A 20,804-nucleotide genomic window follows, 5' to 3' on the forward strand; every position below is an offset into this window, starting at 1 on the left:
GATACAATATATAAAGTATATGTATTTTAGCCAAAAGGAGGTCTCGCCTCATGACACTTATAACAGTTGTTTTTGTCGCATTCGCACTTCTTGTTATATTTTACACGAATTTCATGACACATACACTGTGTGAACGAAAACAAATATCTGCGAGCCGCCAACCCGGTGTCTTTCGGGTTATTAATGTATGTATAACAATTTTATTAATTTCTAGTTATATAGAAATTATATTTCATGGAAAGTGAGGAAGGAAAGCCCCTTCCTCACTTTTTTCCTCTATAAGCAAATTATACCTACTATAACCAATAAAATAAACAGTACAAGTAATAAAATAAGTTGAGAATTCATCCCCATCCCCTCCTCTTTTCTGTATATGCGGCATGCGCCCAATATGGAACACCTGCAAAATCTGACACGTACTGGTTAATTTTTCTTTATCAATATGAAATCGAGTCGAAATATGATATATTAAATTTTGTACATATTGCTTATACTATGAAATAAATGACACGCATCTTAACTTTATCCTCAAGCCTCGGTAAGCCCTGTTAAGCGCGCTTTACCAATATACAAAGCAAAAGTATCAGTGAGACTTAATCGGGCTCTTATGAACTAAAATTCATTGGTGTAGGATAAATTAAAAATACATAATAGTAGGAGTGTTTATCGAATGAAGAAAGCTATGCTTGCCTTAGCCGCAACAAGTGTAATCGCATTATCAGCATGTGGAACAGGATCATCATCAGACAAAGTTGTTACTTCTAAAGCTGGTGACATTACAAAAGAAGATTTCTACACGCAAATGAAACAACAATATGGTAAACAAGTACTAAACAACATGGTTATGGAAAAAGTACTTATTAAAAACTACAAAGTTGAAGACAAAGATGTAGACAAAAAGTTCGATGAAATGAAAAAACAATACGGTGATCAATTCGATACACTATTAAAACAACAAGGTATTAAAGAAGAAACGATAAAAAATGGTGTGCGTGCTCAATTAGCTCAAGAAAAAGCTATCGAGAAAACAATCACTGATAAAGAATTAAAAGATAACTACAAGCCTGAAATTAAAGCAAGCCACATTCTTGTAAAAGATGAAGCAACTGCGAAAAAGGTGAAAGAAGAACTTGGACAAGGTAAATCTTTCGAAGAGTTAGCGAAACAATACTCTGAAGATACTGGTTCAAAAGAAAAAGGTGGCGACTTAGGATTCTTCGGACCTGGTAAAATGGTTAAAGAATTCGAAGATGCTGCTTATAAACTGAAAAAAGATGAAGTAAGCGAGCCTGTAAAATCACAATTCGGTTACCACATCATTAAAGTAACAGACATTAAAGAACCAGAAAAATCATTCGAACAATCAAAAGAAGAAATCAAAAAAGAAATCGTTCAGAAGAAAGCACAAGACGGCGAATTCATGAACGATCTTATGATGAAGGAAATCAAAAAAGCTGACGTAAAAGTTGACGATAAAGATTTAAAAGATCTTTTCGAAGAGAAAAAAGCTGACGCTAAGAAAGACGAAAAGAAATAATGAAGTGAAAAAAGCTTGGGCTTCGGCCCAAGCTTTTTTTGTTTGTTCTCTCTTTGCGATACATTACGTGCAGATTCGGTAAATGAAATTATATAATTACTTCCCCGATTCTCCAAAAAAGATAACGTCTTTTTCCATTTTATGGATCGTGTAAAATCTTAGTTACTTATATATTTACATAATCTTCGTTAACAGAAATTGATTATGTCATTCATTTAACTAAAACCATTTTTTATGCATTTCATTTAAAAATGTTTCTGTAATTTTAAACCCAGAACTTTCTCCGATAATAGAGTCAATCCCACAATGCGGACAAACTGCTGTGTTATCATCATCCCACCATTCTTTAATTTTTTCTGGATTAAAAATTTCCAAACAATAAAAACAACCACATACAACATCTTTTTCTAAGTGGTTTCTATTACGAGAGCAAAAACGATGTGCTTCCTCAAAATATTTCTCCATTAGTATCCCCCTATTCCTGACTTTCTTCTATTCTCTAATTAGATTCTCCTCAATAAAATTGCAATTCTTTCTTAAATAAAAACAAAAAAACCTCGATTCCACCGCACGGAACCAAGGTTTATCTTATTATCATTGATTAAATGAAAAAACTATGTTAAATTAGTACAGAAACACGTTTTACAAAATACAAAGAACGTATTTATCCGTATCTTAATTTTACACCAAAACGCATCTTCAGTCAACCTCTATTTTTCACTTTTAAAGGAGTGCTTACCGTATGAACAAAAAACTTGATTTAGAGCAAAAACGATTGGATACCGTAATTAAAACGATTACGGAGCAAATTGATAAACTGGAAAACGAAACTGGCAGACGCCGGGCAGAAGTAATCAATATTCGTAAACACTTTTGGGATGACGTGAAAGTGAATACTGATACTTTCGATGATTATCTGGAAACAGTTATCAACTTGAGACAACAAGCTCAGTCACTAGCTGTCACACAAATTACCCATAAGCACACCTTTAATCGACTTGCCGCATTAAGACGCATGCATAAAGCACCTTATTTCGGACGAATTGATTTTAAAGAAGAAGGAGAATCTGCCGCGGATCAAATTTATATCGGCGTCGCTACACTTACTGATGCAAGCGGAGAAAACTTTCTTATATATGACTGGCGCGCACCTATTTCGAGTGTGTACTATGATTATCCACCAGGACCGGCTGAATACAGTACACCAGGCGGCGTAATCCACGGTAATGTGGAGAAAAAATTACAATACATTATTCAAAATGGCGAGATTGATTCTATGTTCGATACGAGCCTTACAATTGGGGATGAAATCTTGCAGCAAGCGCTCGGAAAAGGTACGAATAAACATATGCAGAGCATCGTTGCTACAATTCAGCGCGAGCAAAATGAAATTATTCGTCACGATGAAGGCCGACTCCTTATCGTGCAAGGAGCTGCTGGTAGTGGTAAAACGTCAGCTGCCCTGCAACGAATCGCCTACTTACTATATAAATATCGCGAATGGTTAAAAGCAGATCAAATTATTCTCTTCTCCCCTAACTCTATGTTCAACAGCTACGTTTCTAACGTACTACCTGAACTCGGCGAAGAAAATATGCAGCAAGTGACATTCCAAGAATATTTAAACCATAGACTAAGCAAGTCATTTGGTGTTGAAGATCCTTATGAACAATTAGAATATATGTTAACTGAAACGAATAGCCCTATCTATAAAACGAGAAATGCGAGCATTCGATTTAAAGCATCTACTCAATTTTTCGAAATGATTCGAGCGTACAGACAATCCCTTGAATCTTCAGGCATGCTATTTAGAGGAATGAAATTTAGAGGAAAGTTAATTGTTTCTGCTAAAGAAATTACAGAACAATTTTACAACACTGACTCCTCCCTCCGCTTCCATAATCGAATTGAAAAGTTAACAGATTGGCTCAATAAACAAATAGATGAAATTGAAAAAACAGAACTGAAAAAGCCTTGGGTAGAAGAAGAAATTGAATTACTGAGTAAAGATGAATATCAAAAGGCTTATAAATATTTACAGAAAAAAGGCGAGTTTGACGACAATTCCTTTTATGATTTTGAGAAAGAAACGAAAGTACTTGGACGTATGATTGTCCGTAAAAAATTGAAGCCCCTTCGTAAAGGTGTTCAAACATTGCGTTTCATCAATTTCACAGGCATATATAAACAACTCTTCACAGATGCATCATGGGTTACTGGGGAAAAACCGAAAGAGTGGGATGACATTTGCTCATTAACAGTAAACATGCTTGATGAAGGAAAACTATATTACGAGGATGCGACGCCATTTTTACTTTTAAAAGAATTAATTGAAGGCTTCCAAACGAATAGATCGATTAAACACGTACTCGTAGATGAAGCGCAAGATTATTCACCGTTTCAATTTGAGTTCTTAAAACGTCTCTTCCCTGCTGCAAGAATGACTGTACTCGGAGACTTTAACCAAGCGATATTTGCTCATGCGAGTGAAGCAGTGAATTTCAACACACTTACTAGCTTATACGGACCAGACGAAACGAACGGCATCAACTTAACTCGTAGCTATCGCTCAACAAAACCAATTATTGAATTTACACGCACTCTCGTACCGGAGGGCAAGAACATTCACGCCTTTGAACGTGACGGTGGGAAACCTACAGTGACGAAAGTATCGAATGTCAGCGAACTACACGAGCACATTACTGCCAAAGTTGCGAAACTACAAAAAGAGCAGCACAATACGATCGCAATTATATGTAAATCTGCAGCTGAAAGCGCCGCTGCCTACGAAGCACTTCGTCATATCGACAATATTAAACTTGTGAAAAGTAACTCAGCCGAGTATGAGCAAGGCATTGTCGTGATCCCTGCTTACTTAGCGAAAGGTATCGAATTTGATGCTGTTATCATTTACAACGCTTCTAAAGATGTGTACAGCGATGAGAGCGTTCGTAGATTGTTTTACACTGCTTGTACGCGCGCAATGCATGAATTGCAACTTTATAGCGTTGGCGAGGTTAGTCCTTTTATACTTGGAGCTGATTCGGAGAGTTTTGAGCTTATAATGAAAACACCTTGATGATTGAAGTGAACCCCGAAAACGGGACACATATTAAAACACCTCCCGAATTCGCATACTAAGTATGCAAATTCAATGGAGGTGTTCTTTTTATCATTTAGACTTGTAAAATGCTTCGTATTTCTTCTAAACGTAAATTTGTAAACTTTGCAATATCTTCGATTGGCATTCCATTTTTATACATTCCACGAATTAATTGAATCTTACCTTCTTCAATCCCCTCTTTCTTTCCTTCATTACGAGCATGAGCGAACTTTGCGGCTTCATCCATCAAAGCTTTCTCTCTTGCCTCATATGCTTGTCGGAAAGAAGAATCTTGACTCATACGCTCCCATTTATTCATCGCTTTTTGTAAAATCGGATCTTGGTTCATCGCAATGTCCTCCAATGTTTGGGTTAGTTGTTCATCCTCGTTTGCCGGAAGTAATAATAACCTACGAACAAACAAATCTTCCCAAGGATTTACTTGTTCATTCTGCCACTGTTGCATAAGTTTCGAAATCTCTACGATGTGAACTTCGATATCACTACTCAATATTTTATGTTGTTGTCGATTCCATAAAACTCCTGTTGTATGGAATGCCTCGTATTCAGGAAACATAACGAAATTTAATAAATTGATTGTAATTGTTTTATGAAGAGAGCTGTATGGCATTCCCTTTTGAAGTTGAGCTGTGTATAGCCTTCCCCAATAATATAAACTGCGTTTAATCATATCATGATTATTATTGAGTTGTATTTCTACGTTGACTTTTGTTCCTGTGTCTAATGTAGCTGAAATATCTAAGATAGATAACTTATCTTCTTCATGTTCCCTGTGTAAATGTGGATCTGCAAATTGTAACGAAACAATGGGTGATTCTAAAGAATCCTGTAACATCGCATTTAAAAAAGCAATTAAAATATCTTCATTTCCACTTGTGCCAAATAATTGTTTAAAAGCAAAATCAATGCGTAAATTCACTAATTGTTGGCTGGACATGAAATTTTCTCTCCCCATCTCATAAGAGGCTTTTCTTTTATTGTACATAAAATAGTGATACGCATGCAAACACGCACTTACTTAAATTTCTTAAAACGCCCTGTATTTGCAGGTTATAACATCGCTCATAATGTAAACATACTTACACTTGACGTACTTCCACCCTCACCTTTATTAGATCCTGACACTTCCGAAAAAGATGAGGAAGAATACACTTATTTACAACAACTAGCTGAATCGATATCTCGTTCTGAATTATGTATTTCTATTAAAGCGAGCGCACTTATTTAAACACGAAAAGAGGGTTATTTATCATAACCCTTTTTTCGTGTGTACTTGATCATAATAATGAATTCTTTTATATACAACTTATATAAGTATCAAGATGTTTTTCTCATTCTAAATGAAATATCTTTACGCCTATACACACTCAGTACAATCCCCATTATAAGCGCATGAAATACAGTCGGCGTTAATCCGTAGCTAATAAAAGGTAAGGATATAGCAGCAAGCGGCAATAATCCTAGTATCATTCCAACATTATAAATGAACTGGAATACAAAAAGAGTCAATCCACCAACGAGTAGCAATTTACCGTACCGATCATTTATTTTATAAGAGATGACTATTAATCTTGCTACAAAAAGAGAAAGAACGAAGACAAGAATTAATGCAAGCCAATACCCATAATAGTAAGTCAAACTTGCAAATACAAAATCAGTATCCGGAGCAGGGATGAATTTCATATCTCCATATGTACCAAACCAACCTGCTGATGACATTACCTCTTTTAATCGTATATACATAAATCCTGCGCCACCTGCATCACTCTCAGGATTTAAATACCCTAAAAGTCTATCTAAGTGGTATCCTGAAGACCATGATACGGATACCTTAATAATAAATAAACAAATAGGTACAACCGTAATAATCAACGACGTTTTCTTTCCTAGCTTACTCCACCAAAGCATAACGAATACCATCGTAATATAGATAAAAATTGACGAAAGGGTGGATACAATCAAAAATAAGTACAAAGAAAATAAATATAAAACCACAAGATGTATAATCTTTAACCTACTATTATTAAAAAAAGAAGCCCAAGCTAGAAAAAAGAAAGGCACTGCCATTAGACAGTCAATTGCAATTGGACCGATTTGTATTAACGGTTCTCCAATCATTGAAGCGTTTGGAAAACAGTATAGTATTAACAGGACAACTACTCCGATTATATAAAACAACCATCCCATTCTCTCTAATTTCCGATAATCAAGTAACATCATCCCAATCGCTGTTACAACACCGAGAATAACAAATATCACCTTATTTATTATTACATCATTCGTATATTCAAAAACCAAAACCGGCAAAAACCCTAACCCCATAGCAGCCACCAATAAAATAAGTAAGAACCAATCCACCTTTGGCTTATGAAGTTTATTAAGTTCCCGTCCTAGTTTACTCGGACTTCCCATTTGTTCCACAGCTTTATTTTCAGCAACTTCCTCACTTAAACCTTTTTCTATCCATGTGTTCTTCGCCTGTTTTAAGTGAAACTCTAGTTCAGTTGCTACAAAGCTCTTTGCTTCTTTTGATTTAATATGATTCGTAACCTCTCTTACAAAACGCTCCCCTTTTTTATTCAATTTCGCCTCACTCCTGTACTAAGCCTTTTAGTATAAATTGTACCTTCGTAGCATTTTTTTCTGCCTTTCGCAGCACCTTTCTTCCTTTATCATTTAGTTGATAATATTTCGCTCCAGAATGATCCCAGCTTGATTGGATAAAACGATTCTGTTCTAAACGATGTAATACGGTATATAAAAAACCTTCATTTCCTTCGAATTTCCGAATGCCTCTTCCTCGTAGTAGTTGTGACAATTCGTACCCTGTTTTTTCATTACTGAGGAGTTGTAAGATAGCTAAAGAGATATCCTCTTCTTTTTCGTTTGAAGCATTGATTTTTTCGCGCACCTGCTTTCGATGTTGATCAGAAAAACTCAAATGTTTAAACGTTGTATTCTCCATTGATTTTCGCAGGCCTTTTAATCGATCTTCCATTTGATTATTCCTCCAATCCTTTCTTCAAAAGCTCCTTCGCTTTTTTCAGTCTCGTTTTTATCGTGTTTTCCTTTGCTTCTATTACTGTAGCAATCTCCTTAATTGATAATTCTTCATAATAAAATAGATAAATGACTTCTCGATATTTTATTGGTAAATTCATGACCGCAGAAGCGAGCTCACGGTCCTCCGCATTTTGCATAACAGTTTGTTCGACACTATCATTTTGAACCCCCATGTAAGCAGATTCATCCTCTGTCACGATCACCTTTTTGTTATACCAACTTTTTATATAGTCCTTACATTGATTAATCGCAATTCTCCATAACCACGTTTTCACATTCGACTTCCCTTTGTATGTATGAAGAGATTTATAGCATTTCACAAATATATCCTGCGTTACATCCTCAGCAACCTCTTTATTGTTTACATATGAATACACAAGCTGCAGGACTTCTTGTCCATACTTGTTCATGATTTCATCGATAAGAAGTTCCTTATCCTCTATCTCAAACGCTTCTACCGTTAATTCATCCACATCATTTCCTCCTTCCCATATATTAGACGACGCACTGTATGGAAAAGTTTTATAAATTTATAAAAAATACGGATGGCAATCACGTTTTTTTATAAAACACTTTCCAGCTACTTACATATAATAAACCGAATAATCGTTAAATACATTCACTTAAAGAGCGCCTCTCTCCCAAGGCGCTTTTTAAATTTGTGATAAGGGTTTTACGTTAATTTTCTATCGTCAAGATTCCCCTCATCGCTAAATGAAAAAAAGAACCCATTTAGTCGAGTCCTCCTTCTTTCTAACACTCACTTACAGAATCTAATATTTCATGACCATACAAGGATGGCTCGATTATATCAAAACCGATACATAACACACAAAAAACCACCTAAAGGCTCCCCTTCAGGTGGTTTTCTATTTTATGCTAATGCAGCCGCCTGCTCTTGTTGATCTACAGGAACGACAGCGTCTGTTAATGCTTTTTCTAGTTCTGCTGTGTATTTCATTTGCTCTTCTTTGCTCCAGCCTAGTTTCGCAGCCATGTAGTTGATTACTGCTTCTTTCCACTCGTATACCCAGTGGATGTTGAAGAATACAGCACCTCTGCGGCGTACGAAGAAGTCAACTGGTTTTGCTGTCATTTCGTAATCCATTGCGTATACAAGTGGGATTAGAACGTCTAGCGGCATGTTGTATTCTTTCGCTTCATCTTTATGTTTTTTCGCTAAGTCGAATAGTATGTCAACGTTAGAGCCGTAGAATTTCGCGAATTCTTCTGCTTGTGCTGTCGTTAAACCGTATTTTGTACCTTCGCCTGCTTTTTTCGCGATAAATGCTGGTAATCCTTTAGAGCCATCTACATGTCCACCAGAGATTGGCATATGTTTCGTTGTGCTCTTCGGATATGCACTATGACCTTCTTTTTGTAGTAAGTTTGTTACGTAGTCTACTACCATTTCAGCCATTTTGCGGTATCCTGTTAATTTACCACCTGCGATTGTAATTAAACCAGATTCAGAAGTCCAAATTTCGTCTTTACGAGAAATTTCAGATGCACTCTTACCTTCTTCGTAAATTAACGGACGAACACCAGCCCAGCTTGACTCGATGTCTTTTTCCGTAATTTTTACGCTTGGGAACATGTAGTTAATCGCATTAATGATGTATGTGCGATCTTCTGTTGTCATTTGTGGTACAGCTGCGTCTTTATCGTAGAACGTATCTGTTGTACCTACATACGTTTTTCCGCCGCGAGGAATCGCGAACACCATACGTTTATCTGGTGTATCAAAGTAAATCGCTTGGCCTAATGGGAAACGTTTTTGGTCAATTACTAAGTGAACACCTTTTGATAACTGAAGTACTTTTCCTTTTTTCGAGTTATCTTTTTCACGCAGTGTATCTACCCAAGGACCAGCTGCGTTTACAATTTTCTTACCGTAAACTTCATATACTTCACCATCTAGTAAATCGATTACACGTACACCACATACTTTTCCATCTTTATATAAGAAACCGTCTACTTTTGCGTAGTTAACAGCTTTTGCACCGCGTTCAATTGCTTCTTTCATTACTTCAATTGTAAGACGCGCATCGTCTGTACGATATTCTACGTAGTAACCGCCGCCTTTTAATCCTTCTTGTTTTACAAGTGGCTCTTTCTTCAGCGTTTCTTCACGGTTAAACATTTTTCTGCGCTCGCTTCGTTTTACGCCTGCTAAGAAGTCGTATACACGAAGACCAATTGATGTACTGAATGATCCGAACGTACCGCCTGTATGGAATGGAAGTAACATCCACTCTGGTGTTGTTACATGGGGACCGTTCTCATATACGATCGCACGCTCTTTCCCTACTTCTGCTACCATTTTCACTTCAAGTTGTTTTAAATAACGTAGACCACCGTGTACAAGTTTCGTTGAACGACTTGATGTACCTGCTGCAAAGTCCTGCATTTCAAACACAATTGTTGATAACCCGCGTGTTGCTCCATCTAATGCAATACCAGAACCAGTAATACCTCCACCAATTACGATCACATCTAATTCTTGTTTATTTACTCCGTTTAATACGTCTTTACGTTGTTTACTTGAAAATTTCATGGTAATTCCTCCCTTTGATAACGAAAAAAGAGACCACAAACTCCGCTATAGATTTCGCCTCTATAGCGTGTTGTGGTCTCTCCAAATCTCCTACCGAATTATTAACTTGTCACCATTATAACACTGTTTATGATTATTTGAAAGCTTTTGTTGCTTCAATCGCTTTTTTCCATCCAGCATATAGCTCTTCGCTTGTTGCTGCTTCCATCGTTGGTTCAAAGCGTTTATCCATATGCCACTGTTCTTTAATTTCATCTTGGTTTTTCCAATATCCAACCGCAAGACCTGCTAAGTACGCTGCACCTAAAGCTGTCGTTTCGTTAATTACTGGACGCTCTACAGGAACATCTAAAATATCACTTTGGAACTTCATTAAGAAGTTATTTTTAACTGCTCCGCCATCAACGCGTAATGTTTTTAGTTCAATACCTGAATCTGCTTCCATTGCACATAATACATCTTTCGTTTGGTAAGCTAAAGATTCTAGTGTTGCACGAATGAAATGCTCTTTCGTCGTACCACGCGTTACGCCAAACATAGCGCCGCGTACTTCACTATCCCAGTACGGTGTACCTAAACCTACGAATGCTGGTACAACATATACACCTTCAGTTGATTCAACGCGATTCGCATATACTTCACTCTCACTCGCATCTTTAAACATGCGCATTCCGTCACGTAACCACTGAATTGCAGAACCTGCTACGAAAATACTTCCTTCTAATGCGTAGTTTACTTTACCATCTATTCCCCATGCAATTGTTGTTAATAGACCATGCTCAGAAGCTACTGCTTTTTCACCTGTGTTCATTAACATGAAGCAACCAGTTCCGTAAGTATTTTTCGCCATACCTTCACCGAAGCAAGCTTGTCCAAATAATGCTGCTTGCTGGTCACCAGCTACACCTGCAATCGGTACATTTTGACCGAAGAAGTGATAATCAATTGTTTCTCCATAAACTTCAGATGATGGACGTACTTCTGGAAGCATGCTCTTTGGTACTGTTAACATATCTAGAAGCTCATCATCCCATTGTAAGTCGTGAATGTTAAACATTAATGTACGTGATGCATTTGAATAATCCGTTACGTGTGCTTTACCACCAGATAGTTTCCATACAAGCCACGTATCGATTGTTCCGAATAATAGATCGCCGTTTTCTGCTTTTTCTCTTGCACCTTCAACGTTATCTAAAATCCATTTTACTTTCGTACCAGAGAAGTATGCGTCAATTAAAAGACCTGTTTTTTCGCGAACCATTTCGCTATATCCTTTTTCCTTTAACTCATCACAAATTTCAGCTGTTTGACGAGATTGCCATACGATTGCGTTGTAAATTGGTTTGCCTGTTGTTTTATCCCATACAACCGCTGTTTCACGTTGGTTCGTAATACCGATACCAGCGATTTGTTCTGGTTTTACATCTGCTTCGCTTAAGCAAGTTGCGATAACCGCTAAAATAGATCCCCAAATTTCTTGCGCACTATGCTCAACCCAACCTGGCTTTGGAAAATGTTGTGTAAACTCTTTTTGAGCTGAATGAACAATTTCACCTTTTTTATTGAAAAGAATTGCGCGTGAGCTAGTTGTTCCTTGGTCTAAAGAAAGAATATATTTTTTCATATCAGTTTCCCCCTATGCTACTTTTCTACTATTTGTGTTTTTTTCACTTTTTTTACTTGTCATATAAGAGATTGCTAGTACAATCACAGTTGCAATAATTACATAAATAAGTGCTGCATTTTGTTTTCCTTCAAATACAACTTGATGGAATAATCCTGCAAGTGATCCACCTAAAATTGGACCAACTACTGGAATCCATGCATACTTCCAGTTTGAGCCGCCTTTTCCTGCAATCGGAAGGAAGAAGTGTGCGATACGTGGACCTAAATCACGAGCCGGGTTAATCGCGTATCCTGTTGTTCCACCTAATGATAAACCAATACTTACAATTAAGAAACCTACGATAAATGGATTTAAACCATCTGCAAATTTATTTGCTCCAATTGCTAATATACCAAATACTAAAACGAATGTTCCAATCATTTCACTTAAAAGGTTTGCAAATGTGTTCGGAATTGCTGGACCTGTTGCAAATACGCCTAACTTTGTTCCTGAATCTTCTGTTTCTTTCCAGTGTGGTAAGTAATGTAAATATACGATAACTGCCCCGATAATTGCCCCAATCATTTGTGCTGCGATATAACCAGGTACGTCACTCCATGGGAACGCTCCCTTAAATGCTAGTCCTATCGTTAAAGCTGGATTCAAATGTGCCCCACTAATTGATCCAACCGCATATGCTGCAACCGCTACCGCTAAGCCCCAGCCCATTGTAATGACAATCCAACCTGAATCTTTCGCAAACGACTTCTTTAAACTTACACCAGCACAAACGCCGCCACCAAGAACGATTAACAACGCAGTCCCTATTAACTCTCCTAAAAATGCTGACATAGTATCCCTCCACAATCAATTTAAACGCTTTCAAATGTGATAGAGGTAAAATGAATGGCCATTCGTTTTTTTCAAAAGAAAAAGACCCACAGCTTTGCACGCTTCTATATAAATTTATATAGAAACAATGAAATGTGGATCTCTACTTTTCTCCGTCACGTTTATTAACTTGTCTATAATGTTAACCGTAAATGAAAGCGGTGTCAACGTAAATATTCACATTTTCGTCACTTTTTTTGGTAATGTTTCCATAGTTCGCGTTTTGATGTCGTAATTGCTGTCGCACCAGCATGTAACGCTTTCTCCACATCATCAACTGTACGAATAAAACCACCCGCCAAAATCGGTACACCAGTACGCTCTTTCACTTCAGCGATAATGTCCGTCATTGCTCCCGGAAGCACCTCTATATAATCTGGCTTCGTCTTCTCTAAAAGGTTGCAACTCTTCTCCATTGCGCTAGAATCAATTAAAAAGATACGCTGAATTGCCACAACACCCTTTTGCTTCGCCTTCATAATGACGCTCGCCTTTGTTGAAAGTAACCCGTACGGCCTAAACTCTTGGCATAAATACTCCGTCGCATGCCCGTCACTCTGCAAACCATGAATTAAATCCACATGTAAAAATACCTTCTTACAATATTGATTCGCAAGTGACACGACACTCTTCAATTGACCGACATGAATATCTAAAATAACGATATACTCATACGAACTATGTAATAACTTTTCCAAATCTTTAATTTGCCTCACTGCCGGCAAAATCTTCTGTTCATGAAATTCCATTCTAAATGTCCCCTTCTTTATGTCATCCTATCCTTTATAGTACACAATTTGAGTAGAAAGAACAGCTAGTGTAGGGAAATTCTTTCTTCTATCTATATATTTTCTTTAACTTATCACTATAACCATTAAGATGAGGGGTAAAAAATTCATTACGTACGGTGCATCTGCTACAAGTGTAATGCTCGCTCCGGCAAATTTATTTAACGTCCATACAAAGATTTTTATAACAAACAAAAATACACCCATCATAGTTTTATTTTCATCAAAAAGAAAAGAAGCTAACAATAAATTGTTAACTTCTCAGCTGAAAGTAAAATAGTATCTTTCTTGATTTTCTAATATCTAGGTTGTGATTGAATATTGGTAAGATGAACGTCATACATATCAATGATCTCAAGAAATCTATCCGCTTCACGGAAAACATGGTCTGCTAATAATGGATGGATGATACTCTTTATTTTACATTGCTCAATTAAATCACGTGCTGTTTTCTTAAAATCACGAAGAGATGCAACCGACACACGATTTTGATCTAAAAATTGATCTAAAAGAGGGACTGTTTGGGATTGTGGTTTCATAGATTCTAAGTCAATTGCTTGATACATCAATTCATCAAAATCATTGCTAAAATTCCGTGCTGTATCTACAAGCTTTCTTTCTGATGGATCAAGAAGGTGACCAATAAATTTAGCATGGTCTGCCATAATCCGTAAAAAGAAAACATTTTCTTTAATAATAGCATCAGGAAGAGCGTCTAATTTACCTTCATTTAATTCCATTAAACGTTTTCTAAAATAATCAGCTTCCCTACTCGTATGGTCAACTAAAAGTGGGAAGTTATTTTGTCCTGGTAATTTACACGTGAGAATTAATCCTAAAATTTTTCGTTTAAATCCCCAAATATTAGTTGCAGCTTGTTGTACTTCTGCATTAAATCTTTTTATTTGCTCAGGATCTGTTTCATTTGTATAGGAATGCGCTATTTGTTCAATATGTTCAAACAATCGATAAAATTGATTCGCCTCTTCAATTAGTTGCGTATCCTCGCATCTAAACCCAAGGCGAAGAAAAAAAGAATGCTCCTTCATGATTCTAGACCAAAAACGAATTTCATTTAATGATCGCTCAACAAACATTACAGATGTAACACCTGTATCAGGATGTAATGATGTTTCATCCCTATGCATTGTTAATCCCCCCCAGTAAAATACCCCGCTAGTTCTATTCTTATGAGTAGAAATATATATAAATACCATTTATAAAAGTTCATCATGAATTTCGTATACATGCTCCCCAAAAAGAAAAAAGGCTACCACCTAGATGTAAAGTTCTACTAAGTGGTAGCCTTTCAAAATTTCTATTAAAGCAATACCGAATCTTTATCACTATCCTGATTACGTTTCTCGCGTTCTTCTGCTAAACGCTTCATATATACTTCGCCTTCTTTTTCGATAAACTCATTATCCATCTCTTGTTCTTTTTTCGAAGTATATAAAACCATGTAGCCACTTAATACGATTCCAACGATTACAAGATACACCCACCATGGTAAAGTTTCCACTGTACTTCATTCCTTTCCTTAGACAAGCCTTATTAGTTTCACTGTATGAGGAAAGAAGTGGATTTATGCTTAAAATTTATCCCGCTTTAATGGGCAGTAAGACCCCCAGCTCAAAATTTAGCGAAAGCAAAGAATTTAGGTGGGGGATCAACTGCCCATAAAAGTCCGATTGGTTCAACTAATAATCAGTGGGGGATGAAGAAACCCCCCACTGATTAAAGTTTCACTTTATTGCGGATTCTTCGCGAAGAACGCTTGTACATATTCCATAAATTCGATTGGTTCCTGACGAAACGGTGCATGGTATCCTTTTTCAATAATATGGAATGTACTATTCGCAAATAGCTGATGATACAGTTCACCATTTTTCCAAGAAACGCTCTTATCGTGTCGTCCCCATATAATTAAAGTCGGAACCTTAATTTTATCGGCTTCCATCGCAATGCGGCGCTCTCTCATTTTTGTCAGCTGATCATAATGCTTTTTATCGTCGTGACTATTTTTCACTGCATTTTTATTATAATCTGTAATCTCAGTTACCGTTTGAAGATCGGTTGATAGCGGCGGCACTTCATAACTTTCTTTTTGCTGGAAAGACTCGATTCCTGTAGAGTCCGCTAAAATGAGATGCGTTACTGCATCCGGATATAAATACGCTAGATTCAGGGACATCTCTCCGCCCATCGAATGACCAAGTACTGCGAATTGATCGTATCCAAGTTTCTTCATTAGTTTATAATATAAATTCACTTGCGCAGGAAACGAATACTGAAAATCAACCGGCTTAGAAGAACGTCCAAATCCTAAAATATCAACCGCGATAATCGTGTGATCTCGTGCAAGTTCCGGATAAATATCACTAAATCCATCTGAAGAACCACCAAACCCATGAAGCATAAGTAAAGGCGGTTTCCCCTCCCCAATTTGCTTAAAATAAATCGTCTGTCCATCAATTTGCGCCATACTCTCTTTCGTATGCAACTTCATCATAACAGTATCCTTCACTTCTTCAACCTTCGCAATCGGCTTATCAACGAAGTTACATACGATAAGCAAAACAAGCACAATACCGCTAATCAAATAAAACTTAAACCGTTTCAACATTCCCGTCTCCTTTCTCTTGTTGTTATTTAAAGTTTTTACATTATTTGGTTGTTTTATAATTATTTTTAATTGTAACTATAATGGTTACAATTATATTAAAAAAATATTACTCACCGCTATTAGTGATGGTTGTTTTGTAACTATTATAGTTACATATTTAAAGTAAGTCAATTCTTTTTACGACCAAAAAGAAAAGGGACCTCATTATGAGCTCCCTACACTTTATTATTTAATTTAAAAATGGTCAGCGTGTGAGTCTTGCTTGCTAATACCGCCACCGTCACCTTTATTGAAGTTGGCTGGTGCTCCTCCGTCACCTTTATTAAAGCTAATATAGTCTGGTCTTGCTGGTGCCCCTCCACCATCTCCTCTATTTAAAGCATGTTGTTCAGACCCTGTAAAAGCATTCAGCCCTAATGAAAGTAGTATTACTAAACCTGCTATCAATGTATAAACTTTTTTCATTTATTTTAACGCTCCCTCTTTTAAAAGTTTTTTTCGAGCTTGACTACTAATATAAAAGTACTTACTAGCCTTTTCATGTTTTTCTTCTTGATAAAATTTATAAGCTAATATTTCCGCGTATTCCTTAACGCAATCTAAAAGAGAATGTTCTTCAAAATACGAAATACTTTCGACAGTTACTTTCTCTAACTCACTAGCACTCGATTTAATATTTAATTCCTTCAATATCATAAAACGATGTTGAAATTCTTTATTTTGCAATTCATTACAAATTTTCAGTCCTAGTTCTATTAAATTATTAGCAGCACCTATTTTCCCCAGTTTATAATTTTCCTCTGCTTCAGTAAAAATCGCTTTAAAATGTTTAGGCATTTTCTTAGTAACTTCACTTAAATGTCTAATTGCTAAATCTGATAAATTCTGACTACTATATAACCACCCTAAGTTACTTCTAACCATTAAAATATGTTTTGCTTCTTTATCATGTTGTTGAAGTAAATGGATTGCGGTATTAAAACTTTCTTCCGCTAACTCAAACTGTTTAAAATCAATACAACATAATCCTATGAAGTTATGACACAACGCCACGTTTCCTTCGTAACCCTTGTGTTCAAAAAATATTTCTTTCGCCTTTTTGATATAATCTAAAGCTAACATTTGCTGATATACTTGATAGTAAAAATATCCCATCCGATAATGAAACTCCGCATGTTCTATCGGGTCTGCAATATATTTCAATAACTTCTCCGCGTGTTCATACTGTTCTTTCGCTTCGTTATAATTTGAAATTAATGTGCAATGAAATCCTTTGAAAAAGTGATAATAATAAGCTAAAAAGCCTTCTTCCGGAATTTCGAAAGATTCCACTTTATCAAAACTATCTTCTTTAACTGAAATCCAATCAACTAATGCATCATACCTAAAATTCAACAAAGCATGATAAAGCAATACATCTTGATCCACGTCCAACCCACTAATCTTACTATCAATCTCTTCCTTCATCTCCGTTGCTTTCACTATATTTTGCTGCAACATTACACGATACCAATCATCTAAAGAATGTTTCATTTGCTCCCTTGTTACTACATCTGCTCCCATACACTCGCATCCCCTTTTCTCCAAACTTACAAAATTAGGATATTTATACAATTATCCAAATTGTATATTACCACCTCTTTTCTATGTATTGAAAAATAATTGTCAGAAAATTAAATATTTTAATTGATTATACCAAAGTTTTCCTTTTTGATAACTTGAGAAAAAATTGTCAGAAAACTTCATAGAACAAATAAAAAAACAAGCAGTTCCAGCGATCCGCTAAAACTACTTGCTCTCCTACTTATTCTCTCTACTGTTACTCTTTAATAAATTCCTTCGTACTTCTCACTGTATCAATTGGACGAACTAATTTTTCAATTTCTTCACGTTTTGGCTCTAAGAACGGAGGTAATGATAATTTTTCGCCAAGTGTTTCGTATGGCTCATCTCCCATAAACCCTGGGCCGTCTGTTGCAAATTCAAATAAAATTTGTGGTGCAACTTTTGCGTATAATGACTCGAAGAAATGACGATTTACATATCCAGATGACGGAAGTCCAACGCTACTGATTCTCTCAATCCATTCTTCTAATACAGCGCGATCTTCTACGCGGAATGCAGCATGATGCACTGTACCAAATCCTTGTTGTGCTTCAGGAAGAACCGTATTATGTTCTACAATAACAGAGGCACCGTTTCCGCCTTCGTTTACTTCAAATAAATAGAATTCTCCTTCTTGCGCAACCTCTTTAAATAATAGAACTTTCTCTAACACTTCTTTAAAGAAACTAAAGTTTGCGATACGAATAAATACAGGTCCTAAGCCAGTAATTGCATATTCTAATGGAACTGGACCGTTTTGCCACGGTGTACCTGACTCGATCCCGTTATCAAGTTCATCTGAGATTAATTGATAGTGTTGATCATCAAAGTCAACGAAAGAAAGAGTTTTCTTACCAAATTGCTCTTTAATGCCTGTATGTTCTACTTCAAGACGGTCAAAACGTTTCACCCAATACTCTAATGCTGCATCAGTTGGCACGCGGAATGAAGTTTTTGAAATTTCATTTGTACCGTGTACTCCTTTTGGAACACCTGGGAAGTCAAAGAATGTCATATCTGTTCCTGCACTACCTTTATCATCTGCAAAGAATAAATGGTACGTTTGAATATCATCTTGGTTTACTGTTTTTTTAACTAAACGCATTCCTAAAACGTGAGTGAAAAACTCATAGTTCTTTTCTGCACTACTTGTAATTGCTGTAACGTGGTGAATTCCTTTTAATTGGTTCATTTTATATTCCTCCAATGGGTTTTTAAATTTATATTTTCTCTTCTATTATTTTTCTTCAATAGGTGCTAATTTCGCTTCAATTTCTGCTCGCTGATCTTCTAAGAACGGCGGTAAATCAAGTTTTTCTCCTAAATGCTCTACATCACCATCAACTGTAAATCCTGGTCCATCTGTCGCAATCTCAAATAGGATTCCGTTTGATTCGCGGAAGTATAAGCTTTTAAAGTAGAAACGGTCGATAATGCCTGAAGAATGGAAACCTTTTTGTATCACCTGTTCTTCCCAATAAGCTAGCTCTGCATCGTTTTTTACACGAATTGCTAAATGGTGAATGCTACCACGGCCTGGCTTTTCAGTAGGACCATCCAAATATTTCACAACGATTTCTCCAAAGGCCTCTCCTTTAATAGACTGGAAAATCGCTTCTTCGTCATTTCGGCTAACTTCTGTATAACCAAATATGTCTGTAAGTGTACTCGCCAGTTTATCAAGTCTACGCACTGTCATTTCCACAGAACCCATTCCTTGAATTTGATGTTCAGCAGGAACTTCTGATTTCTCCCACGTTTCCCAGTGCTCCACTTTTTCTCCGTTTGAAACGAGTAGCACGAGACGCAGTCCTTCCGCATCCTCAAATTGCAAAGCAGGACGGTTTGCATAAGTTGTTATTTCACTATGTTCCACACCAAATTTCTCAAATCGTTCTTTCCAGTAATGTAAGCTTTCCTCTGAAGGAACGAGTAAGCCGATTCGCGTAATTGCATTCGTACCACGGTATGTTTTTCCTACTAAAGGCATTTCAAAAAATGACAGTTCCGTACCTGGGCTTCCTGTTCTATCTCCGTAAAATAAATGATACATAGATGGATCATCTTGGTTTACCGTCATTTTCACACGGCGCAAACCAAGCACGTTTTTATAAAAATGGTTATTCTCACTTCCGTTTTTTGTAACCATTGAAATGTGATGATGCCCTTTAATTTCATACATTGATAATTCCTCCGTTTCATTTTACTAGTCAAGTGATACCTAAAAAATAATATGCTTCTTAGCTTTTCAATTTATTCTTATTATGTTTTTGTAAATTCATCTTAGTTTTTACTGAATAAGTTACTTCGTTTTTCAATCGAAAGCAATTGAGTATATGTTTTTCATATGACTCAATTGCTTTCGTTACTATCACTTTACATCTCAAGTGATTAAAAAGCAAGTGATTTATCTCAAATTCGAGATATTTTTTTATTAAATAACATTTTGGACTAAAAACACGAGAAATTCTTGGTTTGAGGACATTATAAAATTCATAAGTTGATGGATGTGAGATATCGCCAGCATTTTTGAAAAAAACACGCTAAGAGTATGCGAGATTTTATACAGTTTTTTCGTTAATCCAATAACAGACAAGAACCCTAAAACCGCACCAGAATAGGAATGTATAAAAAATTGCATAGATTGATAGAACAAAAAAGGAGGTTCCCTTGTGAGAGTAGGGTTCCTCCTTTTTCCTTGCTACCGATAATAGGACGTTATGTTAACTGATTATGTATAGGATATTCATATAGGAATTGTTTCTATCAATGCTGAATTATACAAAGAAGGAGGCATGATAATGAAAAAAGAACAATTAATATTAATTGCTAGTCTTACTCTTTTATTTCCTGTCCTTGAATTTTTCTTCCAGAAATATGATTACTTCAATTTTTACGCACATATAGGTATTATAGCCATTGCTGTATCAACTGTCGTATTCACCCTCCATTATATAAAACAAATTTATTGGAAATTATCGATCGTATGAGGAAAGTATGAAAGAAT

Annotated in this window: 20 protein-coding genes and 2 pseudogenes; 5 read left to right on the forward strand and 17 right to left on the reverse strand. The window is 36.3% G+C overall.

The features are described from left to right. Positions 1–50 precede the first annotated feature (50 nt). Entirely contained in the window at positions 51–245 is a 195-nt protein-coding gene (locus ACZ76X_RS09100; RefSeq protein WP_000172692.1) for a hypothetical protein, read from the forward strand. A gap of 425 nt (positions 246–670) precedes the next feature. Beyond that, positions 671–1,537 (forward strand): peptidylprolyl isomerase PrsA, encoded by an 867-nt coding sequence (prsA, locus tag ACZ76X_RS09105; RefSeq protein ID WP_479850246.1) that lies wholly within the window; start codon positions 671–673, stop codon positions 1,535–1,537. Positions 1,538–1,756: 219 nt separating this feature from the next. Here prsA and ACZ76X_RS09110 read toward each other — a convergent pair whose 3' ends face one another. Then, complete coding sequence (locus ACZ76X_RS09110; RefSeq protein ID WP_479850247.1) at positions 1,757–2,002, reverse strand: cytoplasmic protein; 246 nt, start codon at positions 2,000–2,002, stop codon at positions 1,757–1,759. A gap of 277 nt (positions 2,003–2,279) precedes the next feature. On the opposite strand from ACZ76X_RS09110, the gene helD reads away from it, so the two are divergent. Then, the gene (helD, locus tag ACZ76X_RS09115) at positions 2,280–4,616 is read left to right on the forward strand and encodes an RNA polymerase recycling motor HelD (RefSeq protein WP_479850248.1); all 2,337 of its coding nucleotides are present in this window, start codon (positions 2,280–2,282) and stop codon (positions 4,614–4,616) included. Positions 4,617–4,713: 97 nt separating this feature from the next. Here helD and ACZ76X_RS09120 read toward each other — a convergent pair whose 3' ends face one another. Beyond that, positions 4,714–5,598, reverse strand: coding sequence for an Rpn family recombination-promoting nuclease/putative transposase (locus tag ACZ76X_RS09120; protein WP_479850249.1), 885 nt, complete (start codon positions 5,596–5,598; stop codon positions 4,714–4,716). A 90-nt stretch (positions 5,599–5,688) separates the two neighbouring features. Between ACZ76X_RS09120 and ACZ76X_RS09125 the strand changes: the two are divergent. After that, positions 5,689–5,889, forward strand: a pseudogene (locus ACZ76X_RS09125) (hypothetical protein); the annotation flags it as partial. An 89-nt stretch (positions 5,890–5,978) separates the two neighbouring features. On the opposite strand, the gene ACZ76X_RS09130 reads toward ACZ76X_RS09125, so the two are convergent. The 15 genes and pseudogenes from ACZ76X_RS09130 to ACZ76X_RS09200 all read right to left on the reverse strand — a co-directional run bounded on the left by ACZ76X_RS09130 (position 5,979) and on the right by ACZ76X_RS09200 (position 19,979). Continuing rightward, positions 5,979–7,244: an FtsW/RodA/SpoVE family cell cycle protein gene (locus tag ACZ76X_RS09130; RefSeq protein ID WP_479850250.1), complete on the reverse strand. Its 1,266-nt coding sequence runs from the start codon at positions 7,242–7,244 to the stop codon at positions 5,979–5,981. 7 nt (positions 7,245–7,251) lie between these two features. Continuing rightward, positions 7,252–7,659 (reverse strand): PadR family transcriptional regulator, encoded by a 408-nt coding sequence (locus ACZ76X_RS09135; RefSeq protein ID WP_479850251.1) that lies wholly within the window; start codon positions 7,657–7,659, stop codon positions 7,252–7,254. 4 nt (positions 7,660–7,663) lie between these two features. Further along, complete coding sequence (locus tag ACZ76X_RS09140) at positions 7,664–8,197, reverse strand: sigma-70 family RNA polymerase sigma factor (protein ID WP_479850252.1); 534 nt, start codon at positions 8,195–8,197, stop codon at positions 7,664–7,666. 401 nt (positions 8,198–8,598) lie between these two features. Next, entirely contained in the window at positions 8,599–10,281 is a 1,683-nt protein-coding gene (glpD, locus tag ACZ76X_RS09145; RefSeq protein ID WP_098669761.1) for an aerobic glycerol-3-phosphate dehydrogenase, read from the reverse strand. A gap of 133 nt (positions 10,282–10,414) precedes the next feature. Then, positions 10,415–11,905: a glycerol kinase GlpK gene (gene glpK / locus ACZ76X_RS09150; RefSeq protein ID WP_479850253.1), complete on the reverse strand. Its 1,491-nt coding sequence runs from the start codon at positions 11,903–11,905 to the stop codon at positions 10,415–10,417. A 12-nt stretch (positions 11,906–11,917) separates the two neighbouring features. Then, positions 11,918–12,739 carry a glycerol uptake facilitator protein GlpF gene (gene glpF, locus ACZ76X_RS09155; protein ID WP_479850254.1) on the reverse strand — a complete coding sequence of 274 codons (822 nt, stop codon included), beginning with the start codon at positions 12,737–12,739 and terminating at the stop codon, positions 11,918–11,920. A gap of 227 nt (positions 12,740–12,966) precedes the next feature. Next, complete coding sequence (glpP, locus tag ACZ76X_RS09160) at positions 12,967–13,527, reverse strand: glycerol uptake operon antiterminator GlpP (protein ID WP_479850255.1); 561 nt, start codon at positions 13,525–13,527, stop codon at positions 12,967–12,969. Between the two features lie 105 nt (positions 13,528–13,632). Further along, a pseudogene (locus tag ACZ76X_RS09165) lies at positions 13,633–13,776 on the reverse strand (DNA-binding protein); the annotation flags it as partial. A gap of 86 nt (positions 13,777–13,862) precedes the next feature. Then, positions 13,863–14,714, reverse strand: coding sequence for a DUF2935 domain-containing protein (locus tag ACZ76X_RS09170; RefSeq protein ID WP_098671147.1), 852 nt, complete (start codon positions 14,712–14,714; stop codon positions 13,863–13,865). Between the two features lie 173 nt (positions 14,715–14,887). Continuing rightward, positions 14,888–15,088 (reverse strand): sporulation YhaL family protein, encoded by a 201-nt coding sequence (locus ACZ76X_RS09175; protein ID WP_000449227.1) that lies wholly within the window; start codon positions 15,086–15,088, stop codon positions 14,888–14,890. Positions 15,089–15,316: 228 nt separating this feature from the next. After that, entirely contained in the window at positions 15,317–16,189 is an 873-nt protein-coding gene (locus tag ACZ76X_RS09180; RefSeq protein WP_479850440.1) for an alpha/beta fold hydrolase, read from the reverse strand. A 237-nt stretch (positions 16,190–16,426) separates the two neighbouring features. Then, positions 16,427–16,657, reverse strand: a complete 231-nt coding sequence (locus ACZ76X_RS09185) for a Phr family secreted Rap phosphatase inhibitor (RefSeq protein WP_479850256.1) — start codon at positions 16,655–16,657, stop codon at positions 16,427–16,429. Beyond that, positions 16,658–17,755 (reverse strand): response regulator aspartate phosphatase, encoded by a 1,098-nt coding sequence (locus ACZ76X_RS09190; protein ID WP_479850257.1) that lies wholly within the window; start codon positions 17,753–17,755, stop codon positions 16,658–16,660. Positions 17,756–18,011: 256 nt separating this feature from the next. Continuing rightward, positions 18,012–18,989, reverse strand: a complete 978-nt coding sequence (locus ACZ76X_RS09195; RefSeq protein ID WP_479850258.1) for a ring-cleaving dioxygenase — start codon at positions 18,987–18,989, stop codon at positions 18,012–18,014. A 45-nt stretch (positions 18,990–19,034) separates the two neighbouring features. Further along, the gene (locus ACZ76X_RS09200; protein ID WP_479850259.1) at positions 19,035–19,979 is read right to left on the reverse strand and encodes a ring-cleaving dioxygenase; all 945 of its coding nucleotides are present in this window, start codon (positions 19,977–19,979) and stop codon (positions 19,035–19,037) included. A gap of 619 nt (positions 19,980–20,598) precedes the next feature. Between ACZ76X_RS09200 and ACZ76X_RS09205 the strand changes: the two genes are divergently transcribed. Beyond that, positions 20,599–20,787, forward strand: a complete 189-nt coding sequence (locus ACZ76X_RS09205) for a hypothetical protein (protein WP_000712159.1) — start codon at positions 20,599–20,601, stop codon at positions 20,785–20,787. The last annotated feature ends 17 nt before the right edge of the window (positions 20,788–20,804 follow it).

Source organism: Bacillus sp. BC05(2025), assembly GCF_056725905.1.

What these genes read in the sequence shown, in the direction of transcription:
- ACZ76X_RS09190 (WP_479850257.1), bottom strand. Translation starts at nt 17,755, where the DNA reads ATGGGAGCAGATGTAGTAACAAGGGAGCAAATGAAACATTCTTTAGAT.
- glpD (WP_098669761.1), bottom strand. Translation starts at nt 10,281, where the DNA reads ATGAAATTTTCAAGTAAACAACGTAAAGACGTATTAAACGGAGTAAAT.
- ACZ76X_RS09120 (WP_479850249.1), bottom strand. Translation starts at nt 5,598, where the DNA reads ATGTCCAGCCAACAATTAGTGAATTTACGCATTGATTTTGCTTTTAAA.
- ACZ76X_RS09195 (WP_479850258.1), bottom strand. Translation starts at nt 18,989, where the DNA reads ATGAACCAATTAAAAGGAATTCACCACGTTACAGCAATTACAAGTAGT.
- ACZ76X_RS09100 (WP_000172692.1), top strand. Translation starts at nt 51, where the DNA reads ATGACACTTATAACAGTTGTTTTTGTCGCATTCGCACTTCTTGTTATA.
- glpF (WP_479850254.1), bottom strand. Translation starts at nt 12,739, where the DNA reads ATGTCAGCATTTTTAGGAGAGTTAATAGGGACTGCGTTGTTAATCGTT.
- helD (WP_479850248.1), top strand. Translation starts at nt 2,280, where the DNA reads ATGAACAAAAAACTTGATTTAGAGCAAAAACGATTGGATACCGTAATT.
- ACZ76X_RS09135 (WP_479850251.1), bottom strand. Translation starts at nt 7,659, where the DNA reads ATGGAAGATCGATTAAAAGGCCTGCGAAAATCAATGGAGAATACAACG.
- ACZ76X_RS09170 (WP_098671147.1), bottom strand. Translation starts at nt 14,714, where the DNA reads ATGCATAGGGATGAAACATCATTACATCCTGATACAGGTGTTACATCT.
- glpP (WP_479850255.1), bottom strand. Translation starts at nt 13,527, where the DNA reads ATGGAATTTCATGAACAGAAGATTTTGCCGGCAGTGAGGCAAATTAAA.
- ACZ76X_RS09185 (WP_479850256.1), bottom strand. Translation starts at nt 16,657, where the DNA reads ATGAAAAAAGTTTATACATTGATAGCAGGTTTAGTAATACTACTTTCA.
- ACZ76X_RS09205 (WP_000712159.1), top strand. Translation starts at nt 20,599, where the DNA reads ATGAAAAAAGAACAATTAATATTAATTGCTAGTCTTACTCTTTTATTT.
- prsA (WP_479850246.1), top strand. Translation starts at nt 671, where the DNA reads ATGAAGAAAGCTATGCTTGCCTTAGCCGCAACAAGTGTAATCGCATTA.
- glpK (WP_479850253.1), bottom strand. Translation starts at nt 11,905, where the DNA reads ATGAAAAAATATATTCTTTCTTTAGACCAAGGAACAACTAGCTCACGC.
- ACZ76X_RS09110 (WP_479850247.1), bottom strand. Translation starts at nt 2,002, where the DNA reads ATGGAGAAATATTTTGAGGAAGCACATCGTTTTTGCTCTCGTAATAGA.
- ACZ76X_RS09200 (WP_479850259.1), bottom strand. Translation starts at nt 19,979, where the DNA reads ATGTATGAAATTAAAGGGCATCATCACATTTCAATGGTTACAAAAAAC.